The sequence below is a fragment of the Staphylococcus sp. HMSC62B09 genome, assembly GCF_001839115.1.
Taxonomy (GTDB): domain Bacteria; phylum Bacillota; class Bacilli; order Staphylococcales; family Staphylococcaceae; genus Staphylococcus; species Staphylococcus haemolyticus.
This window is the reverse complement of the sequence record NZ_KV840129.1, coordinates 72320-89133: the sequence shown is the minus strand read 5'-3', so window position 1 is coordinate 89133 and position 16814 is coordinate 72320. Positions and strand designations below refer to the sequence as shown.

15 protein-coding genes are annotated in these 16814 nt (G+C 33.7%); 8 read left to right on the top strand and 7 right to left on the bottom strand.

Going from position 1 to position 16814, the window contains the following annotated elements; all coding sequences use genetic code 11:
• Positions 1–212: 212 nt before the first annotated feature.
• Complete coding sequence (locus tag HMPREF3265_RS05490) at positions 213–1757, bottom strand: AbgT family transporter (protein WP_016930774.1); 1545 nt, start codon at positions 1755–1757, stop codon at positions 213–215.
• 268 nt (positions 1758–2025) lie between these two features.
• Between HMPREF3265_RS05490 and HMPREF3265_RS05485 the strand changes: the two genes are divergently transcribed.
• Positions 2026–2844, top strand: a complete 819-nt coding sequence (locus HMPREF3265_RS05485; RefSeq protein ID WP_070861121.1) for an SDR family oxidoreductase — start codon at positions 2026–2028, stop codon at positions 2842–2844.
• A gap of 193 nt (positions 2845–3037) precedes the next feature.
• On the opposite strand, the gene HMPREF3265_RS05480 is transcribed toward HMPREF3265_RS05485, so the two are convergent.
• Positions 3038–4114: a M42 family metallopeptidase gene (locus tag HMPREF3265_RS05480; RefSeq protein ID WP_053025559.1), complete on the bottom strand. Its 1077-nt coding sequence runs from the start codon at positions 4112–4114 to the stop codon at positions 3038–3040.
• A gap of 167 nt (positions 4115–4281) precedes the next feature.
• Here HMPREF3265_RS05480 and HMPREF3265_RS05475 point away from each other — a divergent pair, with 167 nt between their 5' ends.
• A complete protein-coding gene (locus tag HMPREF3265_RS05475) occupies positions 4282–4743 on the top strand; it encodes a YehR family lipoprotein (protein WP_053025561.1) in 462 nt (153 codons plus the stop codon).
• 76 nt (positions 4744–4819) lie between these two features.
• Here HMPREF3265_RS05475 and HMPREF3265_RS05470 read toward each other — a convergent pair whose 3' ends face one another.
• Both HMPREF3265_RS05470 and HMPREF3265_RS05465 read right to left on the bottom strand, forming a co-directional pair.
• Positions 4820–6106, bottom strand: a complete 1287-nt coding sequence (locus tag HMPREF3265_RS05470) for an O-acetylhomoserine aminocarboxypropyltransferase/cysteine synthase family protein (protein ID WP_070861120.1) — start codon at positions 6104–6106, stop codon at positions 4820–4822.
• A 274-nt stretch (positions 6107–6380) separates the two neighbouring features.
• On the bottom strand, positions 6381–7958 hold the full coding sequence (locus HMPREF3265_RS05465) for an FMN-binding glutamate synthase family protein (RefSeq protein WP_141764272.1): 1578 nt from the start codon (positions 7956–7958) through the stop codon (positions 6381–6383).
• A gap of 188 nt (positions 7959–8146) precedes the next feature.
• On the opposite strand from HMPREF3265_RS05465, the gene lnsB reads away from it, so the two are divergent.
• From lnsB to fetB, 4 genes are all read left to right on the top strand, one after another.
• Entirely contained in the window at positions 8147–8929 is a 783-nt protein-coding gene (gene lnsB, locus HMPREF3265_RS05460; protein WP_070861118.1) for a CPBP family lipoprotein N-acylation protein LnsB, read from the top strand.
• A gap of 55 nt (positions 8930–8984) precedes the next feature.
• A complete protein-coding gene (locus HMPREF3265_RS05455; protein ID WP_070861117.1) occupies positions 8985–9785 on the top strand; it encodes a CPBP family intramembrane glutamic endopeptidase in 801 nt (266 codons plus the stop codon).
• Positions 9786–9961: 176 nt separating this feature from the next.
• Positions 9962–10624 carry an ABC transporter ATP-binding protein gene (locus HMPREF3265_RS05450; protein WP_053025570.1) on the top strand — a complete coding sequence of 221 codons (663 nt, stop codon included), beginning with the start codon at positions 9962–9964 and terminating at the stop codon, positions 10622–10624.
• Complete coding sequence (fetB, locus tag HMPREF3265_RS05445; RefSeq protein WP_037550211.1) at positions 10617–11411, top strand: ABC transporter permease; 795 nt, start codon at positions 10617–10619, stop codon at positions 11409–11411. The genes HMPREF3265_RS05450 and fetB overlap by 8 nt, the downstream gene beginning before the upstream one ends.
• Positions 11412–11465: 54 nt before the next feature.
• On the opposite strand, the gene HMPREF3265_RS05440 is transcribed toward fetB, so the two are convergent.
• On the bottom strand, positions 11466–12932 hold the full coding sequence (locus tag HMPREF3265_RS05440; RefSeq protein ID WP_070861116.1) for a sensor histidine kinase: 1467 nt from the start codon (positions 12930–12932) through the stop codon (positions 11466–11468).
• On the bottom strand, positions 12922–13602 hold the full coding sequence (locus HMPREF3265_RS05435; RefSeq protein WP_070861115.1) for a response regulator transcription factor: 681 nt from the start codon (positions 13600–13602) through the stop codon (positions 12922–12924). Before HMPREF3265_RS05435 ends, HMPREF3265_RS05440 begins: the two co-directional genes overlap by 11 nt.
• A gap of 151 nt (positions 13603–13753) precedes the next feature.
• On the opposite strand from HMPREF3265_RS05435, the gene HMPREF3265_RS05430 reads away from it, so the two are divergent.
• Positions 13754–13984 carry a hypothetical protein gene (locus HMPREF3265_RS05430; protein ID WP_052071612.1) on the top strand — a complete coding sequence of 77 codons (231 nt, stop codon included), beginning with the start codon at positions 13754–13756 and terminating at the stop codon, positions 13982–13984.
• A gap of 116 nt (positions 13985–14100) precedes the next feature.
• Positions 14101–15276 (top strand): MFS transporter, encoded by a 1176-nt coding sequence (locus HMPREF3265_RS05425; RefSeq protein ID WP_070861114.1) that lies wholly within the window; start codon positions 14101–14103, stop codon positions 15274–15276.
• A 56-nt stretch (positions 15277–15332) separates the two neighbouring features.
• On the opposite strand, the gene HMPREF3265_RS05420 is transcribed toward HMPREF3265_RS05425, so the two are convergent.
• The gene (locus HMPREF3265_RS05420; RefSeq protein WP_070861113.1) at positions 15333–16682 is read right to left on the bottom strand and encodes a carboxylesterase family protein; all 1350 of its coding nucleotides are present in this window, start codon (positions 16680–16682) and stop codon (positions 15333–15335) included.
• Between the last annotated feature and the right edge of the window lie 132 nt (positions 16683–16814).

Genomic DNA, 16814 nt, shown 5'->3' with positions numbered 1-16814 from the left:
TGTCCTCCTAAATGACTAGAATAATGTTGATTAAAATACACTTCTATACTTTTATTTTACCGTAATATAACACTTTGAAAAAGGGAGACTGCGATAAATATTTAGTAATTAGTAAAAATTTTGTAAGGGATTACATAAAAAATAAACCTCCTCGGAGATAGAGGAGGTTTGTGCACATCTACATGGCTAAAATATTATGTTTAATTATTATATTATTTCGGAATTTTAACAGGTCCACCTGGTCCTAATGGAATGCCTAGTAAGTACCAAGCGATAACGAATAATGTCCATACGACACCTAACGCAAAGGTGTATGGCATTAAACTTGAAAGTAGGGAACCTAGTTTCATATTTTTATCATACTTTTGCGCGTAAGATAGAATAAGTGGCATATAAGGCATCATCGGTGTGATTGGGTTTGTAATTGAATCACCTACACGATAAATCATTTGAGTAAATGCAGGATGATAACCTAGTAAAATCATCATCGGTACGAAGATTGGAGCCAGAATACCCCACTTAGCCGATGCACTACCTATAATTAAGTTAATAAAACTACTAAGAATAATGATGCCTATAATAAGCACGATACCATTTTGATGTTGAAGTAATTTGGCGCCATAGACTGATACAATAATACCAAGATTGCTCCATTGCAAGAATGCTAATAATTGAGCTGCAAAGAATACGATTAATATGAAAGATCCCATTGAACCAAGAGAGTCACTAATCATACTACCTAAATCTTTCGAGTTCTTGATTTGTTTACTCAAAATGCCATAGACCATCCCAGGAATTAAGAAAATAACAAGAATTACTAAACCAACACCATTAATTAAGGGTGAATCGTCTATGAGACTGCCTGTTTTAGCATTTCTTAACCAACTTCCTTCTGGAATACAACAAATGATTAGGGCAACAATCAGTAAAAGAAATGACATGTTCGCCCAGAATAATGCTTTATTTTCAGTTGGTGTAATATGAGATGATGTTTCCTCGTCTTCATCATAATTTGCTTGACTCGCATCATATTCGCCTAAACGTGGTATAACAACCTTTGTTGTAGTGAAATAGATAACAGGAATTACTAAGATGACACTTGCGGCAATAAAGTACCAGTTCATAGCCACATTAATCTTGACGCTATCTGAAACAATCTTCGTCGCTGGTTCAGTAAATGCATAGACTAATGCATCTTGCATACCAATTAAAAAGTTTGCACCAAAACCACCTAATGAAGAAGCATAGGCCATTGCAAGACCGGCGATTGGGTGATAGCCAATCTTAATAAAGATCATTGCTGCTAGTGGGGGTAAAATGACTGTTGCTGCATCCCCAGCTAGACTTCCTAATATCCCAATTAAAATGATTGTAGGTACAATGATTCGCTTTGAAGCTCGGTTAATAACTGAAATCATTAACTTATCAAAATATCCTGATTTCTCAGCAGCACCGACACCAATCATCACTGCTAATACAAGTCCTAGCGCAGGAAATTCAGAGAAGTTCTTAACGGCATCATTCATAATCATAGCGATACCTTCAGTACTAAGAATACTCTTTATATGTATGGTTTCTCCATTTCCTGGATGTTTCACTGACACATCAAAAAGAGACACAATCCAAGTGATAACGGCTAAGCCAACACACATTAAGAAGAAAAGCATTGCAGGGTCTGGTAATTTATTACCAGCTTTTTCAACACCATTTAGAAATTTGTTAACTAAAGATGTTCTTTCTTTTGTATTAGTGGTCATAAAATGGCCCCCTTTGTTAGTTAACTCAAAGTATAACAAACTGATTTTTAAAATATAGCAATTTTCAGAAATTTAAATATAAGAATTGGTTATTAATGTGATAAGTACAATAATAATTACTTATCAAATAAGATTGAAATTAAATTGTGTGATGAAGCGCTATCATTATGAGAATAAGGTTTGAGGGTGTTTGAAGTGTGGAAGATAAACATTGTATAGATGAGTTGAATTTCATTAAAGAAATTTGAAAATAGGAGTGAAAGCCGTTATGAAACGTTTAGAAAATAAAATTGCAGTCATCACTGGTGCAAGTACAGGTATCGGCCAAGCATCAGCAAAAGCCTTGGCTAATGAAGGTGCACATGTACTCGCACTTGATATTTCGGATGAATTAGAAAAAACGGTTGAAGAAATAAATCGTAATGGAGGTAAAGCTACTGCGTATAAAGTAGATATCTCAGATGATAAACAAGTTCAAGACTTTGCGGATAAAGCTAGAGATGAGTATGGGCGTGTAGATGTTATCTTTAATAATGCGGGTGTAGATAATGGCGCAGGCCGAATCCACGAGTATCCTGTTGAAGTATTCGATAAAATTATGGCAGTGGATATGAGAGGTACGTTCTTAGTAACCAAATTCTTATTACCGTTAATGATGGAACAAGGCGGTTCTATTATTAATACGGCATCATTCTCAGGACAAGCTGCCGACTTATATCGTTCTGGATATAACGCTGCCAAAGGTGCAGTCATTAACTTTACGAAATCTATTGCTATTGAATATGGTCGTGAGAATATTCGTGCGAATGCTATTGCACCAGGAACAATTGAAACACCATTAGTAGACAATTTAGCTGGTACTTCAGAAGATGAAGCGGGTAAAACGTTCCGCAATAATCAAAAATGGGTCACTCCATTAGGTCGACTAGGTAAACCTGAAGAAGTAGGTAAACTTGTTGCATTTCTAGCATCTGACGATAGTTCATTTATTACTGGTGATACGGTTCGAATTGATGGTGGTGTTATGGCTTATACTTGGCCTGGAGAAATGTTAAGTGATGATAGTTGGAAGAATTCAGTAGAATAGCAATTAATTGTAATACTTAAAATTAAAATGAAGGTTAATATTATAACCCCAGTCTATGGCAGTAGACTGGGGTTTAGTGACGTCAAATGACGTTAATCTTCATTATATTAAGCACACCACACACTAGTGTGAAAATGCGATATTTAGATAATATGAATTAAACTATCAACTTCATAATATTTTAACTAGTAACTTACCATTTTATTCTCTCATAAGCGTCATCGTTTAGTGAACGAACGATTTCAGTTACAAGGCGCACTGAATTTTCATAATCATCTGTGTGGAGTACTGACACATTTGAATGCATATAACGTAAGGCAACGCCAATAGAAATTGTAGGTATACCTTCATTTGCAACATGGATACTTCCTGCATCTGTACCACCGCCAGCTGTTGTATCCCATTGCACAGTAATATAATGTCTTCTTGCAACTTCTTTAATATGTTGACGTAAGCCTTGATGTGCAACATTAGATGCATCCATTAAGATTACTACAGGCCCATTTCCTAAAGTCGTCTCACTTCCAAGGTTGTTCATTCCTGGTGTATCGTATGCGACTGCAACATCCACTGCAATAGCGAGGTCAGGTTTGATTTTATTAGCAGCAACTTTAGCACCACGCAAGCCAACTTCTTCTTGCACAGTTGCCCCTGCATATAAATCTACACCGATTTGTTCATCTTTAAGTCTTTTTAATACATCGATCGCAAGTGCACAACCGTAGCGATTATCGAATGCCTTTGCAGTTAAATATTTGCCATTCGCTAATTCTTCAAATTCACTATAAGGTGTAATCATATTGCCAACTTCGATACCGTGATTCTCAGCATCTTCTTTACTTCGAACACCGATATCAATGTACATATCTTTAATTTGGACAGGCTTCTTACGTTCCTCTGGGTCAAGTACGTGTGGTGGTTTTGAACCGACAAGACCACGAATTTCAGTGCCGTCATCCGTTGTGATAGTTACTTTTTGAGATAACATAACTTGGTTCCACCAACTGCCAATAGGTTGGAATTTAATAAATCCATTATTATCGATTTTAGTCACGATAAAGCCAATTTCATCTAAGTGGCCAGCTACCATAAGTGATTTTGTTCCATTGTCACTTGCTTTTTTACCAAATATGCCACCCAAACCATCTTCTATAATTTCATCACTTACAGGCCCTAAATATTCTTTCATCTTTGACTTTACATTGCGTTCATAACCAGCAATGCCATTCACATCAGTCAATGATTTTAATAATTCAATTGATTCTTTCATATACACACACTTCCTAACGTCATTATTTACTAACATTGTAGCATGTAGATTTTTGTTTTTCTGAAAAAATTGTTTCTAATCAAAATTATCTGGTAATGATATACATAATAAGATAAAGTAAATGCTATAATTTAATTGAAAAATGACACAGTGGGAAGTAGATGAGTATGATGAAAAAGTTCTTTGTATTGACGATATTAATGGTGTTAAGTGTAAGTATATTAGGCGCGTGTAGTAAGGAACGCTCTAAGACATATGAAGGGGACATGGAAGGGAAGCATGTATTAACGACATTGTCTTATAAAAAGAATAAAGTAGTAAAACAATCAACTGTAACAACATTGAAGTATAATGATTTCGGTATGTCCAGGAAAGAAGCTAAGAAGACGTTCCAAGATCATCATCAATTGAAAGACCTTAAAGGTGTATCTTATAGCTTAGAAAATAATCATGAAAAATGGGTCGAAACAATCGATATAAACTATAAAAAAGCAGATATTAAAGAAGTCGAGAAGTATTTCTCTTTAATGTCAACATCTAAAAATGATAAGAAGGTCAATATGGAAGGGACCGTTAGAGAATTAAAAAAATTAGGCTTTAAACAAAAAAGTAATATGACAGATGAATAATGAACTAGAAAAGCTGTAACGGAGCCGGGACATAAATTAATGTCTCAAGATCCGTTACAGCTTATTTTTATATCATTTAAATAATACTAAGTGCATCATTTAAGTCGTTAATAATATCTTCAGCGTTTTCAGTACCTATAGATAGACGAACCATTTCTGGAAGTACACCTGATTGACGTTGTTCCGCTTCAGTCAATTGTTGATGCGTTGTACTTGCAGGATGGATGACGAGTGATTTGGAGTCTCCTACATTTGCGAGTAATGAGAATAGTTGCAATTTATCGACGAAGTGAGCGATGTCATCAACTGATCCGTCTACGCCAAATGTCAGGATTGCACCTTGACCTTTTGGTAGATATTTTTTAGCTAAGTTATGATATTTGTTGTTTTCAAGACCAGGATAATTTACCCAAGTGACTTTAGGGTGTTGAGCTAAAAATTGAGCAACTTTTAAGGCATTTTCAGAGTGACGTTCCATACGTAGATGTAATGTTTCTAAACCAATTAAAAATTCATGAACATTATAAGGCGACACAGCTGAACCTAAATCACGTAATAATTGAACACGTGCTTTAGTGATGTATGCAGCTTCACCGACATCATTCGTATATGAAATGCCGTGATAACTTGGATCAGGTTCGACTAATCCAGGGAACTTACCGTTATCCCAATTAAACTTACCGCTATCTACTATAATGCCGCCTATTGATGTACCATGGCCCCCTATAAATTTAGTAGCTGAATGGATAACAATATCAGCACCATGTTCAAATGGACGACATAAATAAGGAGAAGCAAATGTATTATCAATGACAAGTGGTAAACCATTATCGTGTGCAATTTGTGCTACCGCTTCAATATCTAATACATCTATAGCTGGATTACCGATTGTTTCAGCATAAATCGCTCTTGTTTTATCATTAATTGCTGCTTTAAAGTTGTTAGGATCACTAGGGTCAACAAAGTGAACTTTAATACCTAGTTTTGCAAAGGTGATGTTTAATAAGTTATAAGAACCGCCATATAGGTTAGACGATGCTACAATCTCTGAACCAGTTTCCACAATATTAAGTAATGCCAATGTGATAGCAGCTTGACCTGAAGAGGTAGCTAATGCACCAACACCACCTTCTAATTGTGTGATACGAGCTTCAAAGACATTCTGAGTTGGGTTCATAATTCGTGTGTAAATATTACCTGGTTTAGCCAGAGAGAATAGGTCTTGCGCATGTTGCGTATCATCAAAGACATAACTTGATGTTTGGTAAATAGGCACAGCACGTGATTTTGAGAATTCATCGATAACTTGTCCAGCATGAATCGTTTGTGTTTCAAATTTCCAATTTGGATGATTGTCTGTCATAAATATGACCTCCAATTAATAGAATATTCTGATTATTTATTTTTAATTATTATACAGCACTTTAAAATGAAATCAAACTGAATTAGTAAGAATTAAAAGTTAGGGGATAGAATTTCCGAGAGGATATTTAACTGGTGCTCGCTTAACTCAAGAAATTACAAAAAAGAGAAGGTACTTGATATGAGTACCTTCTCTTACTAGTCAGCTATTACGAGTTTGTGATATAGCTTCAAAGTATTATTTTTATCCAACCTTAACTCTCTTTGCCATCGAGTTAATTTATTAATTTCAATTTATAGTCAATGATATTTTCTATTGAACCATCAATGCGTTTGATTACAATATGGTCACTTGTAATTTCATTTGGACTTTTGACACCAACTGCGGCCGCAATGTTAAATAGTCCCTCATGTAAACTTGTAATATAGTTCGTTACTCGATATTGCTTTTCATCGACAATTAATGCTTTTTCCTTCTTAGGATCAGTCGTCGCAACACCCACAGGACATGTATTTAAGTGACACTGTTGACTCATAATACAACCTACACTAATCATCATGCCACGAGCAATATTAACTAAATCTGCACCTAATCCTAAAGCAATTGCTACTTTATCTGGAGTAATTAATTTACCTGAGGCAAAGATTTTCATTTTATCTCTAATTTGATGTTGCTCTAACATACCAGTTACGATAGGTAGTGCTGTAAATAATGGTAGACCGACACCATCTTGTAACTCTTGGAATGTCGCTCCTGTACCACCTTCACCGCCATCAATTGTGATGAAATCAGGATAAATATTCATATCAATCATTGATTGAACTAATGCTTCAATTTCTTCAACTTTACTCACTACAATTTTAAAGCCGACTGGTTTTTGACCTAGTTGACGTAATTTATCTACAAATTGTAATAAGTCTTCAGGTGAATCTATAAAATCAAAGCGGTTAGGTGAGTTCACGGTTTTATAAGGTTCAATGTTTCTGATTTTGGCAATTTCTTCTGTAACTTTATTGCCCTCCATATGACCACCGCGAGTTTTGGCACCTTGTGCGAGCTTAACTTCAAATGCTTTGACCTCTTTATGATTTGCCGTCTTCAGAAATTGATCGTCGCTAAAGTTACCATCTTTATCACGAACACCAAAGAGACCAGGTCCGATTTGGAAGATAATGTCGCCTCCACCTTTAAGGTGATATTCTGACAATCCACCTTCACCTGTATTCATCCATGTGCCTGCACGGGCTAACCCTTGTGATAATGCAGTGATTGCACGACCACCAAGTGCACCGTAGCTCATTCCTGATTGACCAACGAGTCGTTTGATTTTAAAAGGATGTTCTAAATTGTTTCCGAGAATAATAGCATTATTGTCTGTTAAGTAGTACGGATCAATAGCTGTTTGATATCGATGTTCATCACGTTGAAATAAGCGTTCATTGTCCACTTTATAAACAAATGTTGAAACCATAGTTTGATTATTAATTTGTAATTCATTACGTTGTAAAGGAAACATTGTATTTCGTATGTAAAAACCATCCTTATACTCTCGTTGTGTTCCAAAACTAGACATTCGAGAGTTGTATTTACCTGCTAGCACAATATTTGTGTACTGATTTCTTGAAAATGGTTTCCCCTCTGTATCATTTGCAAATAAGTATTGACGTAATTCTGGTCCAATCTTTTCTGCAAAGTAACGTACACGTCCTAGAACAGGATAACTACGTAAGACACTGTGTTGATTCTGCCCTTTATCTTTAAATAGCAACACAAGTACTAAGCCGATTATTGAAAGAATCACAATAAATATCATGATGTTAACAATAAATTGCATAACTGTAAGTATAGAAATCAATTTTATTTCTCCCCCTTTGAACTTTCTACAATTTAAATCATACATCAATGTAAATCTTTTACAATTTAAAATAGGAAGAAATTTTCAATTTCTTAATATTAATAATCTGATAGAATAACAAATGATATATGACATACATGTATTTCGTTGATAAAGTATGATGTACAAGATGTAAGAGGTGACCTATGGATAAAGAGGAAAAGTCATTGACACAAGAGGGTTTAAGAAATCAATGGGGAAGTTCTGAAGTAGTAAAAAAAGATTTCTTATTAATACCCATTTACATCGCTTTTCAAATTTTAATGCCAATTATTATTGTATTCGGTGTTCTAGGTGTTCATGCGATGATAACGCAAGATCCACCACCACTATATTTATATAATTTGATGTTGAGCGTCAGTTTCGTTATAGCGCAATTTATTGTTATCGTGTCATTTTTTGCATTACATAAACTTTATATTGCTGATGTGGTATTTAGACAATTTTGCATTGTTAAACGTAATTACTTACCATTAATAGTTACTGTGAGTATCAGTGCATTATTGCTATATTATACTTTTAATTATGTAGCGCAGAAACTACCTAAACCTTTAAGTTATGATGTAACTCAAGCGCAACTTCGTCTTGAAGGTCTATTCAATCATCCAATTGCAATTGTGTTTTCTTTTATTACAGTGGTTGTATTACAACCTTTAATTCAAGAATTAATTTATCGACATTTAATCATTCATGAACTCGGAAAAAAGCTGAATTTGATGGTAGTTATTGTATTGAGTATAGTGATAGAAGTAAGTGTACAGGTATATGACTTGATATCCATAATGGAAGTGATACCGTATTTAATATTATCAATTGGCACTATCATTATTTACATAAGAAGTGGAAAGAATTTAGTAGCATCATATCTTTATCATAGCTCTGTACATTTGGTGATATTTATTACTACAATGGTAGAGAAGTTCTTTTAATTTTTGATAATAGTTGAAATTTACATATTCAAAAAGAATAGATAGGGAGAGACTTATGACAAATGAATATGAACATTCGCAAGAAACATCTAAGCATTCACAACTAAACAATGAATTTGCATCAAAACGAATTGTTAAACGTGATTTCTGGCTTATACCAGGCTACTTAATTATTAATATTGTTTTGCCGTTGATATTAACAATAGTTGTAATGATTACGATTGTAGCTATTACGGGTCAGACCTCACAAGATCCTTTTATAAAACAATTAATGGGGATTAATCAAATTTTTGTCTTATTAGGACAGTGTCTGTTATTACTATTATTTTATTTAATGCATCGCAAATCACTTATTCCATTAGCAATTCAACGCTTTAAAGATTTGAAAAAACATATCATACTGATTATTGTTGTTCTCATTGCGATGTATTTAGCACAATTTTTATACGGAAACTTAATAGAATTGCTACCTGAAAAATATCAGTTTAATAATACTGAAAATAATAAACAAATTGAGGAACTCTTTAAGACGAGATGGATTTGGCCAATATTATTTTTAGATATAGTAATCGTTACGCCAATCGTTGAAGAATTACTCTTTAGACATCTCATTATTCATGAACTCGGTAAGAAATTAACATATGGTGCAATGTACGTTGTATCAGTATTATTCTTTGCTGGATTACACGTACTAAGCGCATCATCTCCATTTGAAGTTGGGCCATATTTAATTATGGCAATTGGATTTGTAGTTGCGTATCACTGTAGTGGTCGTAACTTAGCAATCACCATTACGTTGCATATGATAAATAACTTAATTTCATATCTCTCTATTATTATTTCGATTATTTGGTAATCGATTTACTCGGATTGAAGTGAGATACAGTGAATCAATAAATGTTAACTTGAATTCGCTTATCTTACTTCTTTTTTTGTTATTATAGATATAAATGATGCTAGAACAGGTTAAATAAAAAAGTATTTTAATTTATTTTTCAATAAAAGTAATAGTTAAGAGGAGGTTAGTAACAGATGTTATTAAACATCAAAAATTTATCATATAAAGCGGATAGACGTATGATACTCAAAAATATCAACTTTCAATTAAATGAAGGTGAAGCAGTAGCGATCATTGGTCCATCTGGTAGTGGGAAGAGTACATTTTTAAAGCAGATTAATAATCTAATTAGCCCGACAGATGGGGAACTTTATTTCAAAGATAAGCCATTCAATAACTATCCTCCTGAAGAATTGCGTATGAAGATAAGTTATCTCATGCAACAGAGTCAACTTTTTGGTGAGACGATTGGGGATAACATGTCATTTCCAGCGTTAGCTCGTGAAGCGCACTTTGATAAGGAAAAGGCACTCGATTTATTGAAGAAAGTGAACTTAGGTCAGTATGATTTAAACTCTAAGATTGAACATCTATCCGGAGGTGAACGTCAAAGGATTACGATTGCACGTCAACTTATGTATCGTCCGGATATATTATTGCTAGATGAATCTACAAGTGCACTCGACACGCAAAATAAGCACATTATTGAACAAATGATTTTTGACATGGTTAAAGAAGGTGTCGCAGTCTTATGGATTACGCATAGTGATGACCAGAGTATGAGACATTTTCATAGAAGAATAACAATTAGTGATGGTGAGATAACGAAAGAGGAGGCGTTAAATCAGAATGAGTAATACAGCCCTTTGTTTAACTGCATTATTATTATTAATTCCAATCTTTATTTCGTATAAAGAAGGGTTACATATTATTAAAGATTTAGTAGTAGCTTCCGTACGTGCAGTTGTACAGTTAATCATCTTAGGTTTTATATTGCACTATATTTTCAAAATAGATCAAGCATGGATATTAATGTTAGCAGTGTTAATCATTATTATAAATGCATCGTGGAACACAATTAACCGTGCTTCTCCTGTTATGCATCATGTCTTTTGGATTTCATTTATCGCTATATTTATTGGAACTGCTTTACCACTAACTGCTACTGTATTAGCTGGAGCAATTGATTTCAAAGCAAATGAAGTTATCCCGATAGGTGGTATGTTAGCGAATAATGGCCTTATCGCGATTAATTTGGCTTACCAGAATTTAGATCGAGCATTTGTTAAAGATATTACCGATATTGAATCTAAGCTTACATTAGCCGCCACACCTAAATTGGCTTCTAAAGCATCAATTAGAGAGAGTATACGACTTGCTATCGTACCTACGATAGACTCGGTAAAAACATATGGCCTAGTTTCTATTCCAGGGATGATGACAGGCTTGATTATTGGTGGCGTACCTCCACTACAAGCGATTAAATTCCAATTACTTGTTGTATTTATCCATACCACAGCCACGATAATGTCAGCTTTAATTGCGACTTATTTAAGCTATAATCAATTCTTTAACGTGCGTCATCAATTAGTGGCGCGTAATAGTGCACTCAATGCACCCGATGAAGAAGCGAAAGATAATTAAATTAAAAAGTCAGCTTTCACTTGATTCTCCAAATGAAAGCTGACTTTTAATTTACTATGCTGTATCCACCAATACGATATGGAAATGTACACCTTGTTTAGATGGTAATAGTGTAATTGAACCATGATGATAATTAACAGCGTCTTTTATGATAGATAAACCGATACCATGTTGAGCTTTATTCGTTTTAGACGTATACGACTGTCTAAATAGTGCATCAATATTAGCGTGAGGTAGGCCTTGTCCGTCATCCATATAATCAATCATCAAGTTATTTTCAATTTTAGAAATAGTTATCTTTATGCTAGGGTTGATCTCATTATGATCAATACTATTATTGATTAAATTTATCAGAAGTCTCTCGAAATACAATTTATTCCCATAAAACGTTGATTCATCTTCAAGATGAAAGTCGCATGTTAGGGATTGATAACCAATAATTTGAGCAATTCGATTAACTGTTGATTGAATAGGAAAGTTCTCTTTATCATGCTTCATCTGATTGGTTTCCATATCAAACGATTGATTCAAGCTATCAATCAAATCACTCATAAACGTTGCTTTCTCCGAAATAAGTTGAACATAAGATTGTGACGCTTCATCAGCTTGTATTAGTTTAGAGTATCCATAAATCGTTGTAAGTGGTGATTTTAGATCATGAGAGATTTGACTAATCCACTTCGATTTATAATATGACATTTGATTATGATAAAACTTATCAGACAACATTTGTTCATTCAATTTCGACAAAGATGCGTCCAGTTCCGGATATGTTCGACTATTCTTAAATCGCTTACGTTTCGACGTAGGCTGATGTAGTTTACCTAAAGACAAATTGCCAATCCAATCAATGTAAAAGGATAACGGTCTTGTAAGACGTTTTGAAATTAGAATGGCCGTTAAAGCAATTAAGATGATGTTAGCAACGATGAACGAAATGAAAAGTACAATATACGTATTCTTGCTATCATTAAAGGCTTTGCCAAAGTTATCATTCCACAGTATAGTTCTTTGACCTGGATTCTTCACAAATTGAAGTTCATTATTTGAAATCAAATAGTTGTAATGATTGAAATCTAAAGATGATAAACTATCAAGTAGTTGTGATGTTTTGATTTCATCGCTATTTGTTATTTTAGGTTGTTTCATTTTATTTCTATAGATATAAACAAGATACGTGCCTTCTTTTGATACAACAGAATTCGCGTTATTTATGTTTTTTAATAGCGTTGGTTTTATATTTGTATTACGTTTCCATTTTGGGTAGAGAATGTCACCATTTTTACGGACGAAATATAAATCAACGTTACTCTTCTTGGCTAACGATTTAAGATTGTCATTTGGTTCTTTGGCAACTCCGTATGTTTCTAAATAGGTTGGTTCAATTTCGTTAATATCCCAATAAATATTAGGTAAAACTTTGAAAAACAATATAATTATTAATACGCACGTGATAGTGAAATTTAGAAGTACAAATATAGTCATATATTTAAGAAACTTTAATGTAAATTTATTGATCATTGCCATCTTCCTTGAACATGTACCCTTTGCTGCGTACAGTTTTAATCATCTTAGGTGAATTAGGAGTCGCTTCAATCTTCTTACGCAAAGTTCTAATATGTACCATCAAAGTGTTATCATCGACACCTGTATCGTATCCCCATACTTTAGCGTAAAGCTGATCTTTCGTAAGTACTTGGTTCTTATTTTTAACAAGATACGTTAATAAATTATATTCACGATTCGTAAGGTTTATTGGTTTATCATTAATACACACCTCCATACTATTGAAGTTAATAGTTAAATCATTATAACGATACATCGACTGATCTTTATCATTTAAATGTAAAGACACTCTATAATATAACTCCATAGGATCAAAGGGTTTCTTAATATAATCAACTGCACCTTGTTCGAAGCCTTTATAAACATCTAAATGTGTTGTTTTAGCAGTAACTACGATAACGGCTGTATCATTTAAATCAATATATTTCAATAACTGATAACCATCTTCAGACTTTAAATTTAAATCTAATAATATAACTTGAAAATTGAAGTTCAATAATTCAAATTTTGCATCTTTAATATTATCAACGGATTTAATGTGTCGTATCCCTTTTGTACTTAAAGATAATTTCATTAACTCATTAATATCTTTATCATCTTCAATAATAAGTACTTCGCCGTTCATTTAAACCACCTCAATATCTATCTTATATAACTTTTTAACATTTAACTATTCCGATAATAATTATTTAAGTAAAAATTAAGATTAAACTAAGTAGTATTTAATTTGAAAATTTTACTATATAACTAAATCATTGAACGAAGGAGCAAATTATATGAAAGTTATATCCCATCTGCTTGGAATTATGATTACACTACTTGCACTATTTAATATACTTAGATTTTTAATAAGCCTAGTTGAAAGTTATTTTAATATGAATTTTGGTTTTGATTTTGTATTGCATAATAATTATGTGACTTACGGTGCAATTGCATTACTTGTTCTTTCAGCATTTCTACAAGAACTTATCGAACATCAATACAACAATAATGAAAGTCTCTTTTAAAACATTGGGGAAGAAAAATATAAGTGAATATTATATAATGGAACAGTTACGAAACTTGAAGAACAGTGCGTAGCTGTTTTTTATGTAAAAATGATTAAATGAAAGGGGTATGAATGATGTCTGTTATGCGGATAGCCACATTTATCATCAGCGTATTTATTGTAGGTATGGTTGAAATGATGGTCGCTGGTATCATGAATTTAATGAGTGATGACTTAGGTGTTTCAGAAGCGATTATTGGACAACTTGTCACGCTTTATGCATTAACCTTTGCAATATGTGGACCTATACTTGTTAAATTAACCAATCGATACCCTGCACGTCCCGTATTACTATGGACTTTAGTCATCTTTATAGTAGGGAATGGCATTATCGCCGTAGCGCCTAACTTTACGATTTTAGTCATCGGACGTATATTATCATCAGCCGCTGCATCATTAATTATCGTCAAAGTCTTAGCACTAACAGCAATGCTAACGATACCTAAGAACAGAGGTAAGATGATTGGCGTTGTCTATACTGGATTTAGTGGTGCAAATGTCTTTGGTGTGCCAATCGGTACGATGATTGGTGATTGGATTGGTTGGCGTTTCACATTCGTATTTATTATTGTTATTAGTCTTATTACCGGCTTATTAATGTTGAAATATCTTCCAACCACTACAGAACTCAATCAAGCCAATAGAATGTATAATAACGTTTCCGATGATAATCAAGTTACAACTCATATTGTTCGACCAGTTGAAATCGTTAAGTTTTTAGCGATTACATTGCTTATTCTAATCGCTAATTCAGTGACGTTTGTATTTATCAATCCACTTATTTTAGAGAATGGTCACTCCATGGGCTATGTATCATTAGCGCTACTCGTTAATGGTGTTGCCGGTGTTGTTGGTACATCAATGGGTGGTGTGCTAGCTGATAAGTTGACTAGTAAGCGATGGTTAATTATTGCTTTCACAGTATTTATTATAGTTATGTTAGCTATTAATTTAATTTTATCTACAACAATACTATTATTAGTTGGACTCTTTATTTGGAATATCGTGCAATGGAGTACGAACCCTGCGATTCAAAGTGGTATTATCGAACATGTTGAAGGTGACACAAGTCAAGTAATGAGTTGGAATATGTCTTGTCTTAATGCAGGTATTGGTTTAGGTGGTATTATCGGAGGCCTTGTTGTTTCAAATATGAATGTTGAAGCGGTCACGTTTGTAAGTGCCTTTATAGGTTTATTAGGACTGATTATTGTACTTACATTAAAGAACGTACATTATGCTAAAAGTTAATATCATATAACCATTTTAAACCCGTGATGGATGCGTGCATCTATCACGGGTTTTCCTTATTTATATACACGTGGTTCTATGCGATTTATCGAGTAAGGTTCGTAGGGCATGGTGCCTGTTCTAGCGTAATGAACTAAGTCACTTATCATACGTTTGCTTAATTCGAACTCATTGTTTGAAATTTTAATAGAGTGACCTTGTAGTATATCCATCTTACCGAACCAGAAGACTAAATCTAAAATATGATAAGCACTTGCAAAATGAACATGTTCAGGTCGAGCCCAATCAAAGCGTAACAACCAACGATAAGAATTATTACTCATTTGTTGAAGTAACATAAATGTAGGCTGTTTAAAATATAACTCCGTCACGACATATGCTTGTTGTTTTCCAGTTTGAACACGACTGAAATCGACGTGGATATGATTTAATTTCATGACATCAACGAAACGTTGAGGGTTCAGTTTACGTGATTCATTTCGGATATAACAATCGCCTTCATCTTTCGTATAGCTTAATACAATCGGTTTGTTGAATTCAGATAGAGGCCTATACATCTTGCTATCTTTAATCGGTTGATATATTAATTCTAAGCCTTTAGATTTGCCACGTGCTTTCTCCTCATATGCCATTAATTGTAGAATGGCTTGATCATCTAAATCGTTTATACTTTTTCCGGAAAAGTGTTGTTGCATTAAATCATCAAAATATTGTGCTTTCATCATGCCAGTTTCTGCTGAATCTAACTGCAATATGCCACTTAATAACATGACTTGATTATAATAGTGGTCAAGTTGTGGTTGCTGCATCAATGCTTGAATACTCATACTGCCTGCTGATTGACCCCATAATGTAACATTGTTAGGATCTCCACCAAAATACTCAATAAAATGTGCAACCCACTTTAATACCGCAATTTGATCAGATAGACCGTTATTTTTATCGTAGTGCGCGTTAAAGTAAGACCAATCTAGAAATCCTAATGCACCTAATCGATAGTTGAACGTAATCACAATGACATCATGTAGCTCAACAATATGTTCTGGAGTATATAATTCTGCTGAACCATGACCATTTATAAAGCCACCACCATAAAAGTAAATGATTACAGGTTTCTTTGCTTTGCCAGTCGATTGACGCCAAATGTTTAAATGTAGGCAATCTTCATTAAGTTGAAATTTCTGTTTCGTAGTTGAAAAGAACGTTTCTAATTTATTGAATGGTTGTGGAGGGATTGCTCTGAATTGTGTAGCATCAACCAATGTATCATAACTATAGATAGGACTAGCGTGTTTAAAACGACGATGTCCAATAGGGGGGTATGCATAAGGAATGCCTAGAAATAAATCTAAATTCTTATGTGTCAAACCTTCAAAAGCACCATACTTCGTATTAATTATTACCATCAGATCATCACCCAACATTTATCAATTACTTTAACTATAGCATTATTTTATAAGTTGAAAGATATTGAATGCTGTTCTATTCTAAAAAGAGCCTGTGACATAATTCAATGACTCAGGCTACAAATATATATT